19 protein-coding genes are annotated in these 21,226 nt (G+C 58.8%); 15 read left to right on the top strand and 4 right to left on the bottom strand.

The window, feature by feature from the left end:
- The first annotated feature begins 39 nt into the window (after positions 1-39).
- The 6 genes from LRK53_RS02025 (at position 40) to LRK53_RS02050 (ending at position 9,680) form a co-directional block, all read left to right on the top strand.
- Positions 40-1,278, top strand: coding sequence for a DUF6361 family protein (locus LRK53_RS02025; RefSeq protein ID WP_185754532.1), 1,239 nt, complete (start codon positions 40-42; stop codon positions 1,276-1,278).
- The gene (locus tag LRK53_RS02030) at positions 1,271-3,079 is read left to right on the top strand and encodes a phospholipase D family protein (RefSeq protein WP_027491125.1); all 1,809 of its coding nucleotides are present in this window, start codon (positions 1,271-1,273) and stop codon (positions 3,077-3,079) included. Before LRK53_RS02025 ends, LRK53_RS02030 begins: the two co-directional genes overlap by 8 nt.
- Positions 3,072-6,230, top strand: coding sequence for a helicase-related protein (locus LRK53_RS02035; protein WP_027491126.1), 3,159 nt, complete (start codon positions 3,072-3,074; stop codon positions 6,228-6,230). The genes LRK53_RS02030 and LRK53_RS02035 overlap by 8 nt, the downstream gene beginning before the upstream one ends.
- Positions 6,231-6,401: 171 nt before the next feature.
- Complete coding sequence (locus tag LRK53_RS02040; RefSeq protein WP_051257457.1) at positions 6,402-6,782, top strand: hypothetical protein; 381 nt, start codon at positions 6,402-6,404, stop codon at positions 6,780-6,782.
- Between the two features lie 484 nt (positions 6,783-7,266).
- Positions 7,267-9,054, top strand: a complete 1,788-nt coding sequence (locus LRK53_RS02045) for an AAA family ATPase (RefSeq protein WP_185754533.1) — start codon at positions 7,267-7,269, stop codon at positions 9,052-9,054.
- A complete protein-coding gene (locus LRK53_RS02050) occupies positions 9,054-9,680 on the top strand; it encodes a hypothetical protein (protein ID WP_027491127.1) in 627 nt (208 codons plus the stop codon). Before LRK53_RS02045 ends, LRK53_RS02050 begins: the two co-directional genes overlap by 1 nt.
- 15 nt (positions 9,681-9,695) lie before the next feature.
- Here LRK53_RS02050 and LRK53_RS02055 read toward each other — a convergent pair whose 3' ends face one another.
- Both LRK53_RS02055 and LRK53_RS02060 read right to left on the bottom strand, forming a co-directional pair.
- Positions 9,696-10,700 (bottom strand): helix-turn-helix transcriptional regulator, encoded by a 1,005-nt coding sequence (locus LRK53_RS02055; RefSeq protein WP_051257459.1) that lies wholly within the window; start codon positions 10,698-10,700, stop codon positions 9,696-9,698.
- 193 nt (positions 10,701-10,893) lie between these two features.
- Positions 10,894-12,375, bottom strand: coding sequence for a DUF2779 domain-containing protein (locus tag LRK53_RS02060; RefSeq protein WP_027491129.1), 1,482 nt, complete (start codon positions 12,373-12,375; stop codon positions 10,894-10,896).
- A 487-nt stretch (positions 12,376-12,862) separates the two neighbouring features.
- Between LRK53_RS02060 and LRK53_RS02065 the strand changes: the two genes are divergently transcribed.
- The 4 genes from LRK53_RS02065 to LRK53_RS02080 are packed head-to-tail and all read left to right on the top strand — an operon-like array spanning position 12,863 to position 14,815.
- Positions 12,863-13,570, top strand: a complete 708-nt coding sequence (locus tag LRK53_RS02065) for a hypothetical protein (protein ID WP_027491130.1) — start codon at positions 12,863-12,865, stop codon at positions 13,568-13,570.
- Positions 13,567-14,115 (top strand): hypothetical protein, encoded by a 549-nt coding sequence (locus LRK53_RS02070; protein WP_185754534.1) that lies wholly within the window; start codon positions 13,567-13,569, stop codon positions 14,113-14,115. Before LRK53_RS02065 ends, LRK53_RS02070 begins: the two co-directional genes overlap by 4 nt.
- A 40-nt stretch (positions 14,116-14,155) precedes the next feature.
- Positions 14,156-14,443 (top strand): hypothetical protein, encoded by a 288-nt coding sequence (locus LRK53_RS02075; RefSeq protein ID WP_027491132.1) that lies wholly within the window; start codon positions 14,156-14,158, stop codon positions 14,441-14,443.
- Positions 14,444-14,500: 57 nt separating this feature from the next.
- A complete protein-coding gene (locus LRK53_RS02080; protein ID WP_027491133.1) occupies positions 14,501-14,815 on the top strand; it encodes a hypothetical protein in 315 nt (104 codons plus the stop codon).
- A 124-nt stretch (positions 14,816-14,939) separates the two neighbouring features.
- On the opposite strand, the gene LRK53_RS02085 is transcribed toward LRK53_RS02080, so the two are convergent.
- Positions 14,940-15,278, bottom strand: a complete 339-nt coding sequence (locus tag LRK53_RS02085; protein WP_027491134.1) for a hypothetical protein — start codon at positions 15,276-15,278, stop codon at positions 14,940-14,942.
- An 82-nt stretch (positions 15,279-15,360) separates the two neighbouring features.
- On the opposite strand from LRK53_RS02085, the gene LRK53_RS02090 reads away from it, so the two are divergent.
- Positions 15,361-16,317, top strand: coding sequence for a DUF932 domain-containing protein (locus tag LRK53_RS02090; RefSeq protein ID WP_027491135.1), 957 nt, complete (start codon positions 15,361-15,363; stop codon positions 16,315-16,317).
- A gap of 227 nt (positions 16,318-16,544) precedes the next feature.
- Here the strand turns inward: LRK53_RS02090 and LRK53_RS02095 are convergent, their stop codons facing one another.
- A complete protein-coding gene (locus tag LRK53_RS02095; protein WP_027491136.1) occupies positions 16,545-16,874 on the bottom strand; it encodes a helix-turn-helix domain-containing protein in 330 nt (109 codons plus the stop codon).
- A 245-nt stretch (positions 16,875-17,119) separates the two neighbouring features.
- Here LRK53_RS02095 and LRK53_RS02100 point away from each other — a divergent pair, with 245 nt between their 5' ends.
- The 4 genes from LRK53_RS02100 (at position 17,120) to LRK53_RS02115 (ending at position 21,001) form a co-directional block, all read left to right on the top strand.
- On the top strand, positions 17,120-17,602 hold the full coding sequence (locus LRK53_RS02100) for a hypothetical protein (RefSeq protein ID WP_027491137.1): 483 nt from the start codon (positions 17,120-17,122) through the stop codon (positions 17,600-17,602).
- A gap of 88 nt (positions 17,603-17,690) precedes the next feature.
- Complete coding sequence (locus LRK53_RS02105; protein ID WP_027491138.1) at positions 17,691-18,875, top strand: toxin-antitoxin system YwqK family antitoxin; 1,185 nt, start codon at positions 17,691-17,693, stop codon at positions 18,873-18,875.
- A gap of 237 nt (positions 18,876-19,112) precedes the next feature.
- Entirely contained in the window at positions 19,113-20,108 is a 996-nt protein-coding gene (locus LRK53_RS02110; protein WP_037088737.1) for a YqaJ viral recombinase family nuclease, read from the top strand.
- Positions 20,102-21,001, top strand: coding sequence for a recombination directionality factor (locus LRK53_RS02115; RefSeq protein ID WP_027491140.1), 900 nt, complete (start codon positions 20,102-20,104; stop codon positions 20,999-21,001). Before LRK53_RS02110 ends, LRK53_RS02115 begins: the two co-directional genes overlap by 7 nt.
- Positions 21,002-21,226 lie beyond the last annotated feature (225 nt).

Genomic DNA, 21,226 nt, shown 5'->3' on the forward strand with positions numbered 1-21,226 from the left:
GTTGAAATCGGAATGGTCTTGTACAGCGGAGGTAGTTTGATGCCGTCGAGTATCGCGTGGCTGGACGTGTCGGCCGAGGAGCAACGAAAAGCACGCGAATTCATCGCGTTGTTCACCCAACCAGAGAGTCGTGACGAACTTGGCATCGGGCAAATCCGCGACGCGCTCAGCAACGCCCTCTTCCCCGGCACCTCAGTCATCCAGACTCGGGCGCGGTACTTCCTCTATGTCCCATGGGTCTATTTGGAAGGACAGCGACGCGGCAAATCCCGAAGAGATCTGACGAGCTGGGTTGAGGCGCGGGAGCGGCGACTGATTGAAGTGCTCCGCAAGGCAGGAACTTCCGCTGGCGACCTCGATGGTCTGATCGGAGTGGAGGCGGGAGAGCAGTTGAAGGTACTCCCGTCATCTATCTACTGGAATGGACTAATCACGTTCGGAATCTTGCGTCGCGACGTTGCAGCTGAGCAGCTAGGCACTGAGCGAACGCGACACGAGAGCGGCGAATCGGATGAGCTAGTCGAACGCGAATCGACCACATGGTCGCCTTCGATCCCTCAACCACCAGAAGGGTTTCTCGAACAGCTTGATACGGCATTCGCATTGCGTCCTGAGGAGGCTCGTTGGTTAGCCGAGCGGATCAATCAAAGTCCGGCAACGCGCGACAGTTTGCTGGCGCGGATTGTGAGTGGCTCCGCGCGCACCTTGGACAACAGTTTTGGCCCTTGGGACGACCCTGCTGGAAAGCTGGACCATCCAGCGCTACGCACTCAGTTGGAGCATGCCGAGTTGTTCAGCCTTGGCATGCATGGGGCGTCGTTGCTCTACAACCTGCTCGTTGCAGAAAGGTACGTTGATCGCGGCTACAACCGCTTACCGAATGCCATCACGAAGTATCAAGACCTCATCGAGAAATGGGCTGCCGAGTGTACGGGCAACCGGCAGCGCTTAGCCGCGTGGGATAGGACTGCTATGTGGGATTTGGTGCGCTCGAAGAATACGCGTATCGGGTTGCCGACGACCACATTCGTCGAGAACTGGCTTGGCTACGTCACGAGCGGCCGCGCAACGAACACAGTTGATGATCCGGCATTGCGTAACCTGGTACGAGAGAGAGAGTTGCGCCGCGGCAAGCAGTCGCGCCTCCAGAACGACAAGCTGCTGGCCAACTGGTCAGGTGAGTCGGGGGCAGGGCGCCTGAACTACCGCTGGGGAACGGTTCGCCGGATCGTGCGAGACATCCATTCCGCGCTGGACTTGGAGGCCGGGCATGCTTGAGCCCAACTTGCGTTCGATCCTCCTGGACGAGCTGCGTCCGCCGGATGGCTTCCGGCTCGATGGTGCCGTTGCCACGACATTCACGCTCAGCCTCGTCGCCGCGGTGTTGCCGCCGTTGGCGTTCGCATCCGCACAGCTGCAAGGGACGTCCGATCCAATCGCGGCGCTGGAAGCGATACGTTCCTCGGCTGACCGAATGGACATCTTTTGCCAGGTCGGGCAGATCGGTGTGCCAACCAATGCCCCGGACCTCGTCGCATTTCTGGAGACGATGATCCACGAAGTAAAGGCGCCCCGTTCTGGGTACCTGTTCCACCCGAAGTTCTGGGCGCTGCGCTTTATCGCGGACGGTGGCGATACGCGCCACCGGTTGGTCGTGCTCACCCGCAACCTGACCAACGACCATACGTGGGATGTCGCAGTCCGGCTTGACGGTCAGATGCGTGGCGGGCCCAAGGCCATAAATCGTCCGGTTGCCGAACTGATTCGGACGCTTCCCGACCTCGTCGTCCACACACCAATTTCTGCAGAGCGTCGGGATCGGATCAATGCCCTCGCCGAGCAGTTTCGCCGTGTGGAGTGGGATGCCCCCGAGGATGTTCGCCTGGAAGCGTTCCACGTATTCGGCATCCCGTCGGTCCAGGCCGTGCCAGACTTCTCAGGTTACAAACACCTCGTGATTTCTCCGTTCATCAAGGATGATGGCTTGGACATGGTCACGGCTGACAAGTCGTCGGAAAACATCACGGTCATCTCGCGAGTGCATGACCTCGACCAACTCTCGCCTGAGTGGGCTGGGTCGATAAGCAGCTTCCAGCTGACGGGAAGCGCGAACCTCGATGACGACGACGAGGGCATGGCCGACCCTGAGAGGCTCACCGGACTGCACGCGAAGGTCTATGTCGTCGAGCGCAACCGACGTGCGCACATCTTCATCGGTTCCGCCAATGCCACCGGCCCTGCGTTTGATGGCAACGTCGAAATCCTCGTCGAAATGTCCGGCGGAGCGACCAAAGTCGGCGTCGACAGCATCCTAGGGAAACGGGACGACAAGGGGGCGTTGCGGGCGATGCTTGATGAGTACCCGGCTGCAGGTGGCGTCGAGGAGTCAGCACAGGACATTGCACAGCGGGAGCTGAAACGCGTAGCCCGAACAATCGCAGAGATTGGGCACGTCGTCACCGTCGGCGATGGCACCGCGCCCTACGACTTGGCCGTTACAACCAGCGAATCCGTGCCGTTGCCAGCGGGGTACAGGGCGAGCCTCCGCCTTCTGACTGTCCCGGGGAAGGCCGTCCAATTGGAGCCTCCAATAGCGGCGCCGCTCAGTGGCACCTTCCCCAGCATTCCGCTTGCGGACATCACGCCATTCCTCGTATGGGAGGTGACAAGCCCAGCGAGTATCCCGCCGCTGGGAACTGTAGTTCGCGCGAAGCTCATCAACGAGCCGATCGGACGACTAGACGAAATTCTTGCCCGACAGGTTGACTCCCTGGAGAAATTCTTCCGATTCCTCACGCTCCTACTCGGATTCGGCGCCTCCGGCGGTGTCGGAGACGAAGCGGTTGCCACTGGTGACGGCACTGGAAATGCGTTCTTCAGAAATGGGGGAGGCGGAGTGTTCGAGATGGTGGTCCGTGCGCTCGCGGATCGCCCAGAAAGCATCAAGGACCTCGATGGCCTCATTCAGCGCATGGAGTCCTCGGAGCAAGGGCGCCAGATCGCTGGCGATAAGTTCCTCGTGCTCTGGCAGAAGGTGCGCAAGGCGGCGGGTCTCGCAACGGGAGCGACTCGTGGATGATCGTATCCAGAGGTTTGATGCTGACTCGATCATTCGTGGCTTGAAGGGGTTTCAGCGCGATACAGTCGAGCACGTCACCCGTCGGTTTTACGGTCCGTCGGGTTCTCGCCGCTTCCTCGTGGCCGACGAGACTGGGCTCGGCAAGAGCATGGTCGCTCGCGGGGTCATCGCTCGCACGATCGAGAAGCTCCAGGACGATGACTCGATAGAACGCATCGACATCGTCTATGTATGCTCCAACGCTGAGATCGCCAGGCAGAACCTATCACGGCTGAACGTGTTGCCAGCAAGTGATGATGGTTACAAGCCGGTGGAGAGTGCCAGTCGCCTGACCTTGCTTGCAAAGCATGCACGGCATTTCGCTCGCACAGCTGCTGGGGCCAGCAAGCCGGTAAATCTGGTGTCGTTCACTCCCGGAACATCGTTCGACATGGGCTGGCAGACCGGCACAGCCGAGGAGCGCGCGCTGCTGTTCCTGCTGCTGGAACCCCATTTGGTACTTTCAGATGGCCATCAACGTCGAACAGCATTGAATTTGCTGCGCGGTCACGTCAGCACGGTGGAGAGGTTCGAGGGGCGCCTCGCTGGTTTGGAGGCGGAACTGGATGGGCAGCCCGATCCGGAGATCGCCCGAAAGTTCATCGAGTTGGCCGATGAGGCCGGGCTGATCGAGAAGACCCGATGGCTGATTGCTGAACTCGGACGCAAGCAGGATCTCCCCGAAGAAATGCGCAAGCGGGCTACTCAGCTCATTGGGGCGCTTCGCAGCGAGCTCGCTAGGGCAAGCGTTGAGACGCTCAAGCCCGACCTTGTCATCCTGGACGAATTTCAGCGATTCCGAAACCTGCTGGAGAAACGCAGCGATGCTGGACAGCTGGCGCACAACTTATTCGAGTACGGCACCGCAAAGGTGCTGCTGCTTTCCGCAACACCGTACAAGCCGTTCTCCTATGCCGAAGAGCATGAGGACGACCACTATCGCGATTTCAAACTGACTCTGAAGTTCCTTGCCGAAGGGGGCGCCCGACTCGACATCGATGAAGTGCAGGCGACATTCGCCAAGTTCCGTGACGCCGCCACCACTGGCGAGCAGACTTCCGAGCTGACCAAAGCGTTGCGTCGGAAGTTGATCGCCGTGATGTCGCGCAACGAGCGATCGGATTTCGGGAGCACTACCCGCCTGGTCGAGACGGTTGCCAAGAGCGAAGTTGAGACAGAGGATTTGTCGGGCTTCGCAGCGCTGCGAAAGCTCGCAGCGCATCTCGGTACGACGATGACAATTGAGTATTGGAAGTCCGCGCCATACTTCGTCAATTTTTGTGACACCTACCAGATCGGACGTGATACCAGGGCTGCACTCGACGACGAAAAACGGCGCGGAGACCTCCTTCCCTTGCTGCAGGGAACCCAGCGCCTGTCGCCTCGTAGCGTCAGCAGGCGTAAAAGGATCGACTACGGCAACGCTCGCATGCGTGCCCTCGCAGACCTTACCGTAGATGCCGGCTGGTGGAAGCTCCTTTGGGTGCCGCCGTCGCTGCCGTACCTGACGCCCGGTGGGCCGTACGCGGAACCGTTCGCGCAGATGATGACCAAGCGGCTGGTGTTCTCGTCGTGGGCGGCCACGCCAACCGCGGTCGCATCGTTGCTTAGCCACTCAGCGGAGCACCACATCTACTCGGCCTTGGAAGCTGACACCGCCCAGCGGGTTGCGCCACGCCTTCGGTATCGGGTCGAGGCAGGACAAGCGGCAGCGATGACAACGCTTGCCCTGTTTTGGCCCATGCCGGGGCTCGCCGCGCTGGCCGATCCGCGCGAACTCGCACGCGGTTCGGGAACACCACTGGATGAGACGACTACGCGGGCTGAGGTGGCCAGCCGGCTTCACGATCTGCCCAGGGGTCCTACCCAGCACGGCACAGCAGGCGAGGCTTGGTACTGGATCGCAACACTCTGCCGCCCCGACTCCCGGCCAGACGGCGTCGGCACCCCTGCCGAACGCATGGGCAGCGGCAGCGGTGGAGACAGCGAGGACGAAAGTGACTCTTCGCTGATCGCGGCGCACGTGGAACGGGCGCTCAACACCAGCATGGCTGATCCCGATTTGCCGCCGTTGCCGCCAGATCTTGCCGAGACCGTCGCCAGTCTCGCCCTTCACTCACCGGCCAATATCGCGTGGCGCGCGCTCGGCAGGATCGCCGGTGGCCAGGCCAATGTCACACAGGCAGGTATCTGGCACGCTGCTGTCGTTCTTGGCGAGGGACTGCGCAGTCTGTTCAACCGGCCTGAAAGCACGCTTCTTCTGCTCAGCATGTTCCCCGAGCCTAACGAGCCGTACTGGCGGAAGGTTCTGCGTTACTGCGCCTGGGGGAATCTGCAGGCCGTCCTTGATGAGCACCTGCACCACTTCTACAGCGACAAGGGTTCGCCAGCTCTCACCGACAAAAACCTCTTCAGCTATGCAGAGGCCGCCGCTGCGACGATGAGCCTGCGCGTCGCCCAGTACAGCGCATTCAACCCGCTTGATGTCAACAGTCCGATGCGGTTCGGTTGCCGGTTCGCGCTGCGCTACGGCGGCAAGCGCGAGTCCGAGGAGGACGCGCGCATGCCTGAGGTGCGTGAGGCGTTCAACAGCCCGTTCTGGCCGTTCGTCCTAGCCACCACCAGCGTCGGCCAAGAGGGTATCGACTTCCACCGCTGGAGCCACTCCGTTGTGCACTGGAACACTCCGGCGAATCCGGTGGATTTCGAGCAACGTGAGGGGCGTGTCGATCGCTATGCCGGGCACGCAATCCGTCGCAACCTCGTGGCGAAGCACGGCGTAGCGATTTTGCGCAGCGCAGAGAAGGATCCGTGGAAGGCTGCCTTCCGTCTCGGTCTGGACGAACAGGAGCGCTTCGGCGATTTCGCGCCGTGGTGGGTCTACCCTGGCCCGGCGAAGATCGAGCGTATCGTCATGCCGTACCCGCTGAGCATCGACAACCAACGCCTCGCTTCACTGAAGCGGGATGTAGAGCTCTACCGCATGACGTTTGGGCAGCCCAGGCAGGAAGACATGCTCGAACTGCTCAAGCAACGTTACGAAAGTGAGTCGGAAGTAACGCGCCGCGGTCTTCTTCTCGACCTTCGTCCGCCTCAATCGACCGATGCATAGCGCATGGATTGAAGCCTTTTCAGGTTCCATATCAACCTTGAAACTGCATGACGAAGTTCCGTGGGTGACACGCAATTTCGGTTTGTGTAAGCCTCGACGATGTTGCAAAGAGCGACACTGAATGTCGCCAAGCAGCGCCAGTATGGCCTCCATCAACCAACGGAGGTAAGTATGGAAAACGCAACGCACGAGAACCACTCGCTGAAACTGGTAGGGGGCAATGTCGACGAGAAACGTATCGCGGCACGCAGGTACTGTGCGGGGTTGTCCGCGGGCTTCCTACAGTTTTCCAGTGGGGCCGAAAAGTCCCTGCAGCCGGGCATGTTGGCGCAGTGGAAGCCTGGCATGAAGAATCGCAAGACGCCGGAATACGACGTGCCGATGATAGTGGTGGAGGTGCTGGAGCAATCGGTCATCGACGCCACGTTCGAGTCGGGTTCCATCTACTTCCGCGAGCGTCTGGACATCGTCCTTGGTTTTCTGGACGACGACAACGATTTCTGCATGCTTCACTACGACTCCCGTCGTTTCGAACCCTATACAGGGACCTGATTAGCACCGACGCTTTGCCATGAAAGTTTTCGAAGGCGCGCAATTTTCATGGCTGAGCTAAGTTGCTAATCAGGTGGATCATTGAGGAAGGGGGGGCTTGGCGCAAACTCTTGCGATGAACTGCAAGTATCACCGCAGCTACTTTGAGGTATCGGGCTCATTTGTAAAATAGGGGGCAGTTCATGGGGCAAGGAAGTTCTGCGACCAGCAAATACACGAGACTGACGGTCTATGCGTTCCTGACCAACTTCGTGCTTTGGAGCTTGATTCGAGCACCTAACTCGCGTCCAAACTTCTTTGTACTTCTGGCAGGGTATCTTTTAGGCGCTGCCATCGGCTGGATCATCCATCCCTTCTTCAGACCTGCCCGGGACAGATGGACAAAGAGTGGCTACGATCGCCTAGTCATGCGGATTGTCCGCGCGATCTTTGTGGGCGGCCTTGTGGCATTGTTGGCGCAATGTGCGACGCTGGGGGGCGCTCGATGAACGATCAAGGGCAGCGAATCAACGTCATCGAAGAATGGGATGACCTGCAGAACGATCGGCGATGCCCGGCTCCAGATGAGCGAATCGACCCAGAGCAAGCCTCTGACGCACTTGTTTGGGCAACGGAAGCTTGCGAGCGCATCAGAGCGTGGCGCTACCGCCCCGTCCTGTTTACCGATGCCACTCTATCGCGAGTGCGCAATGCGATCTCTAATATTGCCGAGCGAGTGGAGCGGGTGGCCGACTACGCCTGGAGTCTAGGAGAAACTGCGCACAGCCCGCTCTACAGCGTACTTTCGGAGGTGTACTGGCATCTCCTTGGAGAGCGGCGATCCATTGAGCGTGCGAACCATTTTGCTCGGCGGGCAGAGAGGGGTGTTGATGAAGTGGACCCGTATGTCTTGGAAGAGGGGGCGGGCCTCGCGCAGTTGGCAATTGCCGAGCGATATTTCGATGGGGTCGGAGTCGATGTTGATCGGGCCCAAGCACACAGCTTGATGTTCGAAGGTGATTCCCCTAGCGACGAATGCAAGAGTGATTTCGAGAAGGCGGAGAGGTGGCGCATCTACGCGCGTGCTGGCTTTGATGACCCCGGACTAGCGAAGCGAGCACTGAAGCTGCTGGTGGCCAAAGGATATCTTTCGGCTGCGACAGACTTGGCGCTCATCCTAGAGCGCAACGACATTCCCTTGATAGAAAGGGAACCTGTTTCAGTGGATGACCAGATCCAAGCCGAGACACCGGAGACCGAGGATAGACAATTGCCCAAAATAAAGAAGAATCGGCGCGGTGAGGCGACGACTGAGAGCTTGCTCAACAAAGAACTTGAGCAACTGAACGGAATGGTGGGATTGGCTGGCGTCAAAGCACAGGTCAAGCAATTGGTGGACGACGAGCGTGTCCAGGCAATGCGCCGATCGCAAGGACTGATACGAACCGGAGCGAGTTCTCGTCACTTGGTGCTGACTGGGAACCCTGGCACAGGCAAGACGACAGTAGCCCGCATCCTGTCGAGGATTTTCTATCTCTTGGGCACCCTAGAGGAAGATGTATTCATCGAAGTTGATCGTGGCGGATTAGTTGCGGGCTTTGTTGGGAAAACCGCTGAAAAGACTGGCGAGGTCATCGACTCGGCGTTAGGTGGCGTATTGTTTATTGACGAGGCATACACGCTCAATAACGACGGTGGTGGCTATGATGATACGTTTGGGTTAGAGGCAATCAATACACTTCTAAAGGCCATGGAAGACCAACGAGACAAACTCGTTGTGATTGTTGCTGGGTATACTGGCAAAATGGAGCACTTCATGGATAGTAACCCTGGACTTCGCTCCCGATTCAATACGACGATCCATTTTGACGACTATGTGGCTGACGATATGATAGCCATACTTGATGGCCTGTCACGTCCGGATGACTATGCACTCGATAAGACCGCACTTGCGGTTGCCAAGAATGTATTTCTTCAATTGAAAGAAAGTGAGAAGGGGAGTAAGGAGCTGGAGGGGAATGGACGATTTGTGCGAAATTTCTACGGGCGATGCCAAGATGCCCATACCAACCGTATCGCGTCCATGGTCAATGAGGGCAGACATCCTACCAAACGTGATTTGGCGCAGATTACTGCAGATGATGTAGCGTTAGCTGCGGAGACCTATGGTGTTTCGGGAGCCCTCAACTTCGCCAACCATGACATGGTGCTTGGTTCAGGCAATGAGCCTGCAGGTGATCTCCCGTTACTTGAGCCGCTTGGTATTTGGCATGGATTAGGGATCTTTGAGTAATGAGTAATAATCTTACTGCCGCGTTCTTGGATGTGCGTAAAGCTCGCAGGGTTCTAATCAGCTACCATCAGCGCGTTCTTGAGATGGTCAGGGCAATTGGTGAAGAGGTTAAAAATGAGTTCGCCTACTATGGCGTTGAATGGTCTGATGATCCTGCTGAGGAGTTGAAGAATTGGGATACGTCTGTGGAGCTCATTACGAGCTCGGGGGTGGCTCCATTCCAGGATATTGTCTTCATCTGGGAGAAAAAGGACGAAGGAGATAGCCACTCTTATCCTAATGCCTTCTATGCGTGTTTCACTCTGGACAGCAATTTCTGGGATGAGTGGGGTGACGACAACCAGCGTCGCGACCGCCTTAGTTGGCCCGAGCCAGAGGCCACGAAATCCGTGCTTACCCTTGCCGCTATCAAATTCAAGGAAGGTTCGCGGGTAACCAAACCAGACCCTCGTAAGAGCTGGTGGGATAAGATCTATATTGATACCAGCGCCAACGCTTTATCTTTAGAAAAGGAGCGGGGGTACCAATATGTATACATCAACATCAGTTTGGAAAGCATTCCAAATAAGCGATCGCTCATCGAGGTGACTCGTAAATTCTTGGAAGATGCTAAAAGGTCTTTGTGAAGGCTTATGCGTCAGCTACTTTTGGTAGAGTTCCGCCATCTCGGCGTACTCGTTGGCCAGCGTTCGGCGCAGTGAGGCTGGCTTGACCACTTCGACGTTCGGCCCGAAGCTGCGCAGCCACCAGCGCAGTTGGTCGGTATTGGCCACGGTAGCGTTGAGGCGCTGTTCCTCGCGACCCCGGATGGGAGTGAGTGTCTGGTCTGGCGACAGCTTGCGTTCGTCCAGATAGCCGGCCAGCCATGGGGAGACGCGCAGTTCGATATTGATGTCGCCGCCGAGCGGCAGCTCGAAGCCGTGTTCGGCGATGTAGCGCCGCAGATTGAAGCCAGCTGGTTTGGTGGTGGGCTCGTCCAACAGCGTGGCGGAAACCATGCGATGCAAGGCGAAGTTGCGGGCCTCTGGATAGTCGCGGGCTGTGGCCACCAGATAGTAGCCGCCGCCTCGACTGACCAGGCCCAGCGGGTTGACCGGGTAGCGTTTGGGGCGTTCCTGCCCCGCTGCGCGATAGCTGATCTCAAGGCGTTTTTCCGTCAGCAGGGCTTGATGGACGGCCTCATGCACGCTTCCGGAGACGGATGCGGGCAGAAGCGGCTGGTTTTCTGGCACGACGGCGACCTTGTCTGACCAGCGCGCGAGTCCGGTCTGGGCAGTTTCATCCAGTACCTTGCGCGCGGACTTGAACAGAGGCTCCAAGGCCACGAGCGCGTTGCGCGGCAAAAGCGAAGCCAGGTGGTGTGAGGCCAGTTCCAGTGTCAGTGCGGTCGCCGGATTCAGGGCCGGCAGGTGGGTCAGGTCGGCTTCCCGCGTCCAACTCCAAAGAAAAGGGCGGCTCTCACTGGTGGTCAGCGGGAACAAAATTGGTGGAGCGGAAAGCTTGATGAGATCCCGTTCCACGCTGCGTTTGTCGATCTCATAGCCGAGACTTTGCAATTTGCGATGCAAATCCGTCGCCGTGATGCCATTCGGGAGCCGTGGGATCTGTCGCAGCATCTCCAAGTAGCGCAGGGAGGTATCGTTCATGGGCATCCCGGACTGACTCCCCGACTGGGGATTATCCTCATCATGTCATGCCACGCGACGCATGGTGTCGCTTCGCCGGTGGCACGGTCTTTCGATCATGTTTCTTTCGCTTTGCTTCATTGCATCGAGCATGCCGACGAAGTAGTTCCTGTGGAAGCGGGAGGCGTCGGCCTGGTCTCTGGCACGAGTTGAATCAACGACCAGCCAGCGCCTGCAGAAGGCGAACCATCGCGATCGTGTCCTGGCCGCAATAGCGGCGGAGGGCCGTGTCCAAAGTGGCGCGCCGGTCGGCGGGCGTCTCCGGATGGGTGGCTTCAAGGTAGGCCAATTGAGCCTGACCACCGTCGGCGACATCATCCAGCTCGCTGTAATCGAGCTCAGGTGCGATGGTGGGCAATACCTTCTTGATCGACCACGAGCCCATCATGGCGGGGTGGTAGTAGTGCTTTTGGGTGATGGGTAGAAGATCCACCATGCGTTCGTTCAAGGCCAGCAAGGCATCCGCCAAGTCCGGGAACCATTCGGCCAATTCCTTGACCCGGCTGGCTTCGAAGCTCCTGTTGTAGACGAGGACGGGGCCAGTTTTTCCAACTGAGCGAAGCAGGGACTCTGCAAAGTCACGCGTCGGATCGTCGCCGCTCAAATCGAGAAAGGCGCGTTCCTTGAGGTTGCCATCGCGCTGTTCGATCTGGCATGACCATTGGAAGGGGACTTGCTGATAGGGGCGCGTGCTGGCCCAGCGCGGGATGGCGTGATTGATTGTCTCGAAGTCGAGGTAGTAGCGGGGGTAGTCGAGCCCATCGAGTTGCTCTGCGGCGGCCGGATCGAGGAAGGGCTTCCCCGTCGCCGAAGCCTTGCGGATGCGCTGATGAATGGGATTAGTCAGCCGTTCGGCGGGAACCTTCCGGAGGTCCACGTAACCTTCGTCGATAAGCGCACGGGTAAGTGCAGCGGACCGTTTGAGGATCGTTACCGGATATTTGGGCCCTTGTGGTTCCTGCGAACGGCAATGCTCGAAGAAGGGGCAGTCGAAAGGCGTGGAGCAGTGTTCGCCCGTGGTGATGGATGGCTCGTTGCCACGGAGAACCTTCTGAAGCTTGCGTACCCAGGAGGGTACTTGCTCGATGAGATCGGCTATTTCGGCCGTGATGTCTTCGGCCACCAGCAGGCCGTCGTAGTCGTCATCACCTTCGTAAACGAACGCTGTGTCGATGTGCGCCAGATACACGCGGCGAAGCGTGATGCCTGCGTTCCGGATCACCCATGCCTGGATCGCACAATCGACAAGGTGGTACTCCTTCACGGAGGTGGAGGATTTCACCTCGATCAGGTCGTAGCCGCCCGGAACCGGCTTCAGGACATCCGCACGAACCAGGACATCCTGGTGTTGGAATGCCGCCTCGAACAGTGTCTGGCGCTTGCCCTTGTTCTGCAGCGCTTCGGCGGTCTCGGCAAGGGCCTTGGAAGTGTTCTCCACATGGCCGATCAGCAAGCCGGGACCGTAAAGCTCCCGAGCCAGATCGCCGACGTCGTTGCCGGCATTGAGAACGGTCTGGTTTGCGGGAGTGGTCTCCATCGCATCGCGCTGATACGTGCCCAACCACAAGCGACGCGCGCATTGTAGGCCGGCGACGATGCGTGACTTGGAGAGGCGGGTGACGGTGGGCGTAGGCATCGACGAACCTGCGAAATGGCGGATGGATGATGGCCATCCTATCCACAATTACGACAAGCAGTGTCGCATTTGGCGGCGGCGATCTAGGCTGAGCTGGCGACATTCGATGCCGCATTGGGGCGGTGAAATGGGCTTTCGACCATGAGGAAGCGCCGTGAGCCCGGAACTGGAACAGGCTGCAGATTGCCAGCGTGTTGACCCATCAGTGCCAGGACAGATGACCAAGCCCGCCGGACAACTTGACCTACATCACCAGCCTGTTGACCATCCGATTGAAGGTCATTTGTCGACCCAGAGCAGAGATGGTTACTTTGCCAACGAGATTGGGCGGCGCCGACCAGATTGGTGGGCCGACTCGTGGCGGTTAGACGGCTTCACCGTGGGTGATGGGTCCCAGCTGGGTGATGGGCACAACCGTTTCTCGATCTCACCCCGTGAGTCGGACGAGCGCGACAATGCAGGCACAACGTCTCTGAGGTAAGGGTCCATGTGCGAATCCATCCCGCTGCTGTTGATTCCGTACGAAAAGCCGCGGCCGCAGGTTTACGTGCTTGGGCGGAGTGAGGACGTGGCGGCCCTTGGCGACCTTGACAACTTGGACCCGGCTCTAGACTGCCGAGCCTGGCCGCTCGATCACAGACTCCCAGACGACGCGTGGAATGTTGTGGTCCTTTGGAACCCGTCGCTAGCGCCTTTGCTGGCTTTACCAAAGTACTCGCCGATATTGCTATGTCGGGAGCTCGAAGGCGTTCCGCGGGAGATCACGGGTGTCCCGACGGTTCGAGTCATCTTTCTCGGGAGCAGCCGGGAAGCATTGCTTCAGCTCCTCATGTGCACGGTTCTGTCCACGAGCTACCAGGGCCCGATTGGAGTTGACGAAGCAGATGTGAGGATCATGCTTGAACCGGGCGGAATTGGTCGGCTCTTCGCACACCAAGCCCCGACTCTGGCCCGAGCCTCGAAAGGCCTCCGCCGTAAAACGCGTCGTACTCTGGTCGCCATGGGGCCGACCGCTGCCTTCTCGCTCACCATCTGCGCACCGGTTCGACCTGGCTCCATGCGCGGATTCGACAATGCAATGAAGACGGTGTTTAAACCTGCGGATTTCGGAGAGTACCTTGTGGTGGCTTTCCTGGCATCGCCCCAGCAGCACGTCAAAATGTGGCTACTTGCCATAGATCGGGAGAACCTATGATTCTGAAAGCTGCCCCGCATCTCTGCCCGGGAAAACTGCACACCGCTTTTGTCTTCAGTGTGCCTGGTCGTCACGAAGAGAAGGGTTCACAACCCGTCGCTGGTGCAACAGGAACGAACCTGAATAACGCTCTCGCCATCTTGCACGTAAGACGGCCTGACCTATTTGAATCGAGCGAAAAGTACGACTACCGCATAACGAATGCCTACCACAAGCCGATCTGGCCGAAGCAAAACAATGGACGATCAGAAGCTACCGCGGATGAAATTAAGGGCCCGAGTAATAGGGACCGCGTAGTCCGTGAATTGGAGGACTGCACCCTGATCGTCTGGTGTGGCAAGAAAGCCCAGCATGTGGAGCGCCTGGTAGCCAATCGACTGGCTCGCAAGATTCACATCGAGGTTCCGCATCTCAGCCCGAGGGCGCTCTGGTCTCTCAAAGTGCCTCCTGGCAGCCCGAGTCTTGAGGGCGCGACTGTGTATGAGGCCCGCATCGAGCTCTGGGTCGCACGGGTATTGGAGCAATGCGATCGTCCGGTCCGATGAACTCTGGCGTGTATGGCGCGATCGAGAATGGGGCCAACGTATGACCGATAAAGTCGAGAAGCAGGCTCTGCTGTCAAGGATCGACAAGTTCGTCACCCGATCCGAGTTCATTGCTGAGCAGATGAAGGCCGAACGCCCATGCAGCTCTTCTGCCGAGTTGGCCAATGACATGTTGCTCGCCTCGCATTTGGTCAGGCAGTTCGTCGCACGCTTGACTAGGTACGATGGCGGAAGCGGTCAATGCAGTGGCGACGTTGAGCAGCCTGGCCGCCGGCCGTATTCAATTTCGCGGGCGATGCTGATCAGTTGCCTTGGCGATGGTTGGTAGGTGGTTGGCGTTTTGCACCATCATCGTTATAGGCCTGCCGTTCAAACATACGAAGCCATGTCAAAACACAACGAACTGATCGCATGGTTGCTTGCCCGCGACGAACATTTGCGCCCTCCTTACGTACTCATCACCGAATTCACCCCGCTGCGCTCCCCTGACGAATGGCTCTACGGCCTGCCGCTGCGAGCCTGGGAGTACGGCGAACGAGTCGCGTCGCGTAGTCATGGCGAGTGTGGTTTCAGTCGGATCAACGAAAGCGACGGCTACAAGGCTTTCTATCAGTGGGCTCCCTTGGTCGGTGCGGGGTACCTGCTTGAATGGGATCCACAGCAAAACGTCTTCAAGGTCGAACTGCAGTGGGTCTCATGACTGACCGATCCGCGCGTAAAATTCAGCCGAAACGATTTGTCGCAGGCCATGGATAAGCTGGCCTCAACTCAGTTTGGGCGTATCCCGTCTTACAAGGTGATAAAGCGCCCCGTCATCGCGCCGGTCATAACCCATAGAGAAATTCGGCCATGACTGAATTTTTTTCGATCTTGTACGGACCGCCTGAGGCAAATCGTCCCCCAACCCATGCGGTGGTGTCTGAAAAGGGGGAGGCAGCGATGTCGGTGTCGATTGAAAAAAATTTCAGGCACATATCACCCACATGAGGCAGGGAAAGCTCTGTCTCGCGTGAGGGCGTATCCGCCCTGAGGCGCCCGTCGAAGGGAAAAAGCATGATCCCGCAGAAGACTGACACGCTGACCTGCGTGCTCGTCGTTGTTGCTTCGCTGTTGCTGGGCTTTGCCCGCTGCAGCGGCTGCAGCTCGAAAGCGCCCTGATCCAACCACCACGCGGCATAAACGCCAAAGGCCTGGGAATCCCCCCGGGCCTTCGGCGTTTATGCCGCCTCACAAGAGGAGAAACACATGCACTTGGTCGAAACGATGGCCTATGCCGGCGAGAAGCCGTGGCATGGCCTGGGTAACAAGCTAGCCCCGCAGCAGCCCATTGAGGTCTGGAGGAAGAACGCGGGGATGGACTGGCGGATCGAGCAGTCCGAAGTCCGTTACATCTCTGGCAACAACAATGTCGGGGTCATCAACGCCTTTCCGGAACAAAAGGTGCTCTACCGCTCCGATACCAAGGCTCCGTTGGCGGTTGTGTCCAAGCGCTTTCACGTAGTGCAGCCCGCGGAGATCCTGGAGTTCTATCGCGACCTGACCGCCTGCAACGGCTTCGAACTGGAAACAGCAGGTGTTTTGCGCGAGGGCCGAAAGTTCTGGGCGCTGGCAAAGACCGGCCAGAGCAGCATGCTCAAGGGTCGCGACAGGGTGGATGGCTATCTGCTGCTGGCCACTGCATGCGACGGCACGCTGGCGACCACGGCACAGTTCACCTCCGTGCGGGTGGTCTGCAACAACACCCTGCAGATCGCGTTGGGGAATGCCAGCAGTGCGATCAAGGTGCCGCACCGCAGCCAGTTCGATGCGGAGGCGGTCAAGCGCCAGTTGGGGATCACCGTGTCCTCCTGGGATGGCTTCGTGGCCCGAATGAAGGCGTTGGTCGACCGTCCGGTCGATCCCGACTCGGTCGAAGGGCTGCTGCGCCGTGTACTGACCTACGCAGCACCGGACGGCAAGTCACCGGTGGTCAACGAACAGGCCTTGGCCACGGTGTGCTCGCTGTACGAGGGCGGCGGCCGCGGCGCTCTGTTGGCCTCCAGCGGCGGAAGTGCGTGGGGGCTCCTCAACAGCGTGACCGAGTTCGTCGACCACCACCGCCGGGCGCGCAGCGATGATCATCGTCGTGATGCGGCCTGGTTCGGTCAGGGCGCGCAGATCAAGGAGCGTGCCTGGGACGAAGTGATGAAGCTCGTCGTCTGATATCCATTCGATGCAGACGTCAAAACGCCCGGTCTACTGGCCGGGCTTTTCTTTGGGAGTCGCGACAAACAAACCCGCGGTCTTGACCTTGGTGGAAACGCGTTCGTTCTGACGCAAGGAATGGTTTCAAGTACGTACGCCAAGGCATCGGTGAGGCGTTTCGGCTTGCTGAATCGAGCAGGAGGGGGTAGCGCCCTCTCCTGCCACAACGCGGACCTGCTACCTCATTATTTTGCTTTCTTTGCGACCAGCTCTCGGGCTTGGCTGAGCAGCTTTGATCGTTCACCTTTTGAGAGCTGGGCGAAGGCCAAGAGCATCTCGGCTTGATCGTCTTCTTCAGCGAAAAGGTAGGCCAAGGGAATATCCAGCGCGCGAGCCAGCGTTGCCGCCGTATCCATATCCGCCCGATTCACACTCTGCTCGTAACGGTTGATGCGAACGCTGCCATTGGCTTTGTCGTCGGACACGAGGCCTCCCAAAGCGCGCTGCGACAGGCCCCGCAAAGTGCGGGCGGCCTTCAGGCGCTTGGCAAAGATGGCGGCGACGGACGAAGACAAGCGTGGGCATCGGCAGCTGGATCCCTATCAGCATTGCCTATGTACGTCGCGCGCAATAGTCTATACCGTAAAAGTATATATCTGTGCACGGGCCGTTACTTCAGATGGCTTACCCACATGGCCACAGGGGGCCATCGAACGACCAATGCGAGGCCTGGCATTCACCCCATCTTCTGCCTTCTTTCCGGGCCACCTTGCTCGGGAGGTCAGCGCGCCTATTTCACCACCCCAAAGGACTGCATGGCATGAAAGCACTGAATCATCCCTTTGAACTTACATCGGAGCAAAAGAAACAGCGTGCTAGATACGACTTCGCGGTCGTCGGTTTGCTCTTCATCTTCTTGTTAATCGTGTCGGCCACAGACATTGAGGCTGTTATGCCCGTCGTCGAGGCTGCGCTTGGTATCGCTGTCGGCTTCACCCTACGTCGCGGAACACAACGCGGCTGGATGCACTACGCGGAGAAGTACCAGCCTGGTGCAACCTACACCTTTACAAAGACCCTGAAGCTCGGCGTGCTGTGGCGCGCGCTGGCGGCTTGGTTCGGAGGGTGTGTTGTCCTGGAGCTACTTACGTCCATGGCAAGTGGAAGCCTCGCCCTCGGATTCGAGTTCTTTGTCGGTGCATACATCACTATCAACGCAGCACATGCGATTGCCCTTCGTTTTGGCTGGAAGTCCGCGGACAGTATGTTGACCAATGTCACTCCAGCTACGGCGTCCGTCTGAGGGGCAACCCCCGCGATATCGCATTACATGCCAGGAGCGCAGGCCTGTCGGGGCCTGCGCTCTTTTGCATTCAACAGGAGTTGAATCCATGAAAAAGTACAAAGAAATCCTTCTGGCCATGCTCGCGACTTCCGTGTTGTTGGTCCTTGCCGGCTGCAGTAAGCCGATCTTGGACTACCGCAATGCCAACCTGTCCGATGGTCTGATCTATGCCGAAAATGCCAATGAACCCTTCACTGGCACGGTGACGCACGTCCCCGATAATTTCTTGTTGGGCGATTCCGCGGGCTACACGAAGTTCATGCAAGAAAGCGGCGACCAACGCTATGCCCTCGCCCAGTTCATGAAAATTGCCTTGGGTAATGACTCGCCGGTGTTCTTGTGCACCGTCTCTGTACGCAAGGGTTACGCCGATGGAAAGGCAACCTGCCAACTGCCGAGAACCAATACCAAGATCATGGAGGCAAGCTTCGACGGCGGACGACTTTCTGGAAAATTCGTCTACTACAACCCGGACAAGCCCAACCAAACGCTGATTGAAGGAGGTTTTGACGAAAACCAACCGGATGGCACCGAGAAGATTTACAGCTCATCCACCGGCGAGCTGGTCAAGAAAGTAGGCTGGTCCAAGGGCACGTACGATGGCGCCTATGCCCGCTACAACGAAACTTCCGGAAAGATCATCCAGGAAGGAACGTACGACGAAGGCAAGCTAGATGGACTCTGGAAGGGTTATACCGCTGATGGCAAGCAGCTAATTTTTCGAGAGCGTTTAAAGAAGAATCAGCTCGACGGTGTAGCTGAAAAATTCGACTCGGAAACGGGAAAGCGCACATCGCTCGTCGACAAGTGGGTCGATGGCAAGATCAACGGGGAGCAGAAGACCTGGGACAAGAACGGTATCTTGCTCACGGATGAGGTCTACGACGATGGCCAGAAAGTGGCTGACAAGAATACCAAGGAAGCATCGTCCGCCGACAGCGAATCGCTCCGTGGCCGTTTGGATCAGGCACTTGCCGGGCCGGCATCCACATCCACATCCACCCCGTCGACCCCCGCAGCCACTTCAGCAAACCGGCCCACCACCGATAGCACTGCTGCGAACGCTTCACCTGTACCTCCTGTCACTGTGGATGCCTGCGTGCAAGGGTGGACCGAAGCCCAGCATAAGGAAGCTGCCAAGGCGGGCGTCGACGATGCCGTCAGCGTGGATCAGATCAGCGAATGGGAAGCATGGTGCAAGGACGGCAAGCAGGCCCCGCCCGGTGGTTGAGTGTCGATCACGTTGACCCGAGTGCAGGCCGCGGGTCGACCCCGGCCTGCACTCGGGGATGTGGGTGTCCTGGAGTTAGTGTAAAAGCCCCACACGCTGGACATCCTCACTCGCCCCATCACCCTGCAGCAGCAAGGCCGGGACATCTACTAGCGCGCCAGTTGGTGAGGTCAATCTGATGCAAACGTCCTAACGCCCGGCCTTTTGGCCGGGCTTTTTCTTTTGGGAGATACAAAAATGAAAAAGCAAACGGCCTTGCGGTTGGTCGACACGCGCATGCTCGATCGGAGCCAATGGTTGGAAGTGCGCCAAGGCGGCATCGGTAGTTCGGATGCGGCGACGGCTGTTGGTCTCAACCCCTACAAGAGTCCTCTGGAGCTGTGGGCGGAGAAAACCAGACGAGTAGCCGCCCACGCAGAATGCCCCAGCATGGAGGATCCACGTTACTGGGGCACGTTGCTCGAACCCTACGTGGCAACCGCCTACCAGCAAAAGACTGGGCGTAAGGTCAGGCGCGTCAACGCCGTGCTTCAGCACCCCACGTTCAACTTCATGCTGGCGAACCTAGACCGGGAGGTCGTGGGCTGTCCGGACGTTCAGATCCTGGAGTGCAAGACGGCCGGCGAGTTCGGCGCGCGCCTGTGGAAGGATGGGGTGCCGGAGTACGTGCAGCTGCAGGTGCAGCACCAGCTCGCCGTGACGGGCCAGCAGGCAGCGGACGTGGCCGTTCTGCTGTGCGGGCAGCAGCTTGAGATCCATCGCATCCAGCGGGACGACGAGGTCATCGCCCGGCTGATCGTGCTGGAGACGAAGTTCTGGGAGTACGTGCAACACGACATCGTGCCACCTTCCGATGGCAGCGAGTCATCCGCGCGGGCCCTGCGCCAGCTCTACCCCGGTAACGATACGTCGCTCGACTTCACGGACGACGAGACCTTGTGTCAGACCTTCACGTCGCTGTCGGCGCTGAAGACCGAACTGGATGAGAAGGAACACCTGGCCGAGCAACTCAAGCAAGCCATCCAGCAGGCGATGGGCGATGCCTCGCGGGCGATCTTCCATTCCGGCGAGGTTACCTACAAGCGATCCAAGGATGGCACCAGCGTCGACACCAAACGGTTGGCAGCCGACCACCCCGCACTGGCTGCGCGGTACACCGTACCCCGTCCGGGCTCGCGCCGCTTCGTGCTGTCTCTCTCACCCGATGCCACTGAAGGAGCTTCCCCATGTTGAAAGGTCTGGCTATCACCCCGCCCGTGATCGGGCGGATTTCGATCGGGCGCGTAGTCGAGCGCAATGGCAAGCGGCTGCCGGAGAAGGACGATCAGTTCACCCTCACTACCCAGGTGCAGAACCGCGATGGTTGGATCCAGCATCCGCTGGACGAAGCCTTGCGCAAGGAGGCGGGCGGCAAGTTGCGATCCATCCCAGTACGAATGCTGTTCAACGACCCGGCACTTAACCTGCGGGCCGACTACTCGCTGTTCGATCGCACCACGGGCCGGCCGGTGTGTGTGGGCAATGGCGAGACCTGCCGTCGCACGGGTAAGGACGGCGTCGACGCCCTTCCGTGCGTGGGTCCAGATACGTGTGGCTTTGCCAATGGTGAGTGCAAGGCGTATGCGCGCTTGAACGTGCTGGTGGGCGATGGCGAGGCCGATGCACTCGGCTCATTCGTGCTGCGCACCACGTCCTTCAACACGATCCGCACACTGGCGGCGCGACTCCAGTACTTCCACGCCGTATCAGGTGGACGACTGGCGTGCCTGCCGTTGGAGCTGAAGCTGCGGGGCAAGTCCACGGCCATGAGCCACCGCGCGGCGATTTTTTACGTCGATCTGGTGATCCGTACCGGGCTGACGTTGGAGCAGGCAATCGTCGAGGCGCGGCAGCTGGATCAACAGCGGCGGGATGGCGGCTTTGATCAGGAGGCGCTGGATGAGGCGGCCCGCATAGGGTTTGCCAATGGGGCGTTCGAGGATCTGGCCGAAGACGTGCCTGCGATGGTGGAGGAGTTTTACCCCGGCACCGGGCTGATAGATGGCGAGGCAATGGCCACACGAGAAGTGACGCCCAATCTGTGCGGCAAACTAGACGACAAGGTCGCCCGTCTGGGACCTCGTTGACGTCAATAAAGAGGAGAACGTGGATGTTTCGAGTGATTGGCATCGTAGTGGTCTACGGGTTTGCGCTCTATGGCCTCGGCCACTATCTGGTCCGTACGAAAGCGAACCAGATCTAGGGGATGGTATCGGACAAGTCGACAGGAGCACTGCTCAACCAGAGGCTTGCCGGTGCTATTGCCGTGCGATCTTGGCAACGCAGCTTGACGAGACGGCTTGTGTAGTCGA

It is taken from the genome of Rhodanobacter thiooxydans, assembly GCF_021545845.1.
Classification (GTDB): Bacteria; Pseudomonadota; Gammaproteobacteria; order Xanthomonadales; family Rhodanobacteraceae; genus Rhodanobacter.

Excerpts from the sequence above, each read along its gene's own strand:
- LRK53_RS02075 (WP_027491132.1), top strand. The coding sequence starts at position 14,156 with ATGACCGATAAAGTCGAGAAGCAGGCTCTGCTGTCAAGGATCGACAAG.
- LRK53_RS02055 (WP_051257459.1), bottom strand. The coding sequence starts at position 10,700 with ATGAACGATACCTCCCTGCGCTACTTGGAGATGCTGCGACAGATCCCA.
- LRK53_RS02080 (WP_027491133.1), top strand. The coding sequence starts at position 14,501 with ATGTCAAAACACAACGAACTGATCGCATGGTTGCTTGCCCGCGACGAA.
- LRK53_RS02040 (WP_051257457.1), top strand. The coding sequence starts at position 6,402 with ATGGAAAACGCAACGCACGAGAACCACTCGCTGAAACTGGTAGGGGGC.
- LRK53_RS02025 (WP_185754532.1), top strand. The coding sequence starts at position 40 with ATGCCGTCGAGTATCGCGTGGCTGGACGTGTCGGCCGAGGAGCAACGA.
- LRK53_RS02105 (WP_027491138.1), top strand. The coding sequence starts at position 17,691 with ATGAAAAAGTACAAAGAAATCCTTCTGGCCATGCTCGCGACTTCCGTG.
- LRK53_RS02045 (WP_185754533.1), top strand. The coding sequence starts at position 7,267 with ATGAACGATCAAGGGCAGCGAATCAACGTCATCGAAGAATGGGATGAC.
- LRK53_RS02070 (WP_185754534.1), top strand. The coding sequence starts at position 13,567 with ATGATTCTGAAAGCTGCCCCGCATCTCTGCCCGGGAAAACTGCACACC.
- LRK53_RS02030 (WP_027491125.1), top strand. The coding sequence starts at position 1,271 with ATGCTTGAGCCCAACTTGCGTTCGATCCTCCTGGACGAGCTGCGTCCG.
- LRK53_RS02110 (WP_037088737.1), top strand. The coding sequence starts at position 19,113 with ATGAAAAAGCAAACGGCCTTGCGGTTGGTCGACACGCGCATGCTCGAT.
- LRK53_RS02065 (WP_027491130.1), top strand. The coding sequence starts at position 12,863 with ATGTGCGAATCCATCCCGCTGCTGTTGATTCCGTACGAAAAGCCGCGG.
- LRK53_RS02060 (WP_027491129.1), bottom strand. The coding sequence starts at position 12,375 with ATGCCTACGCCCACCGTCACCCGCCTCTCCAAGTCACGCATCGTCGCC.
- LRK53_RS02090 (WP_027491135.1), top strand. The coding sequence starts at position 15,361 with ATGCACTTGGTCGAAACGATGGCCTATGCCGGCGAGAAGCCGTGGCAT.
- LRK53_RS02050 (WP_027491127.1), top strand. The coding sequence starts at position 9,054 with ATGAGTAATAATCTTACTGCCGCGTTCTTGGATGTGCGTAAAGCTCGC.
- LRK53_RS02100 (WP_027491137.1), top strand. The coding sequence starts at position 17,120 with ATGAAAGCACTGAATCATCCCTTTGAACTTACATCGGAGCAAAAGAAA.
- LRK53_RS02115 (WP_027491140.1), top strand. The coding sequence starts at position 20,102 with ATGTTGAAAGGTCTGGCTATCACCCCGCCCGTGATCGGGCGGATTTCG.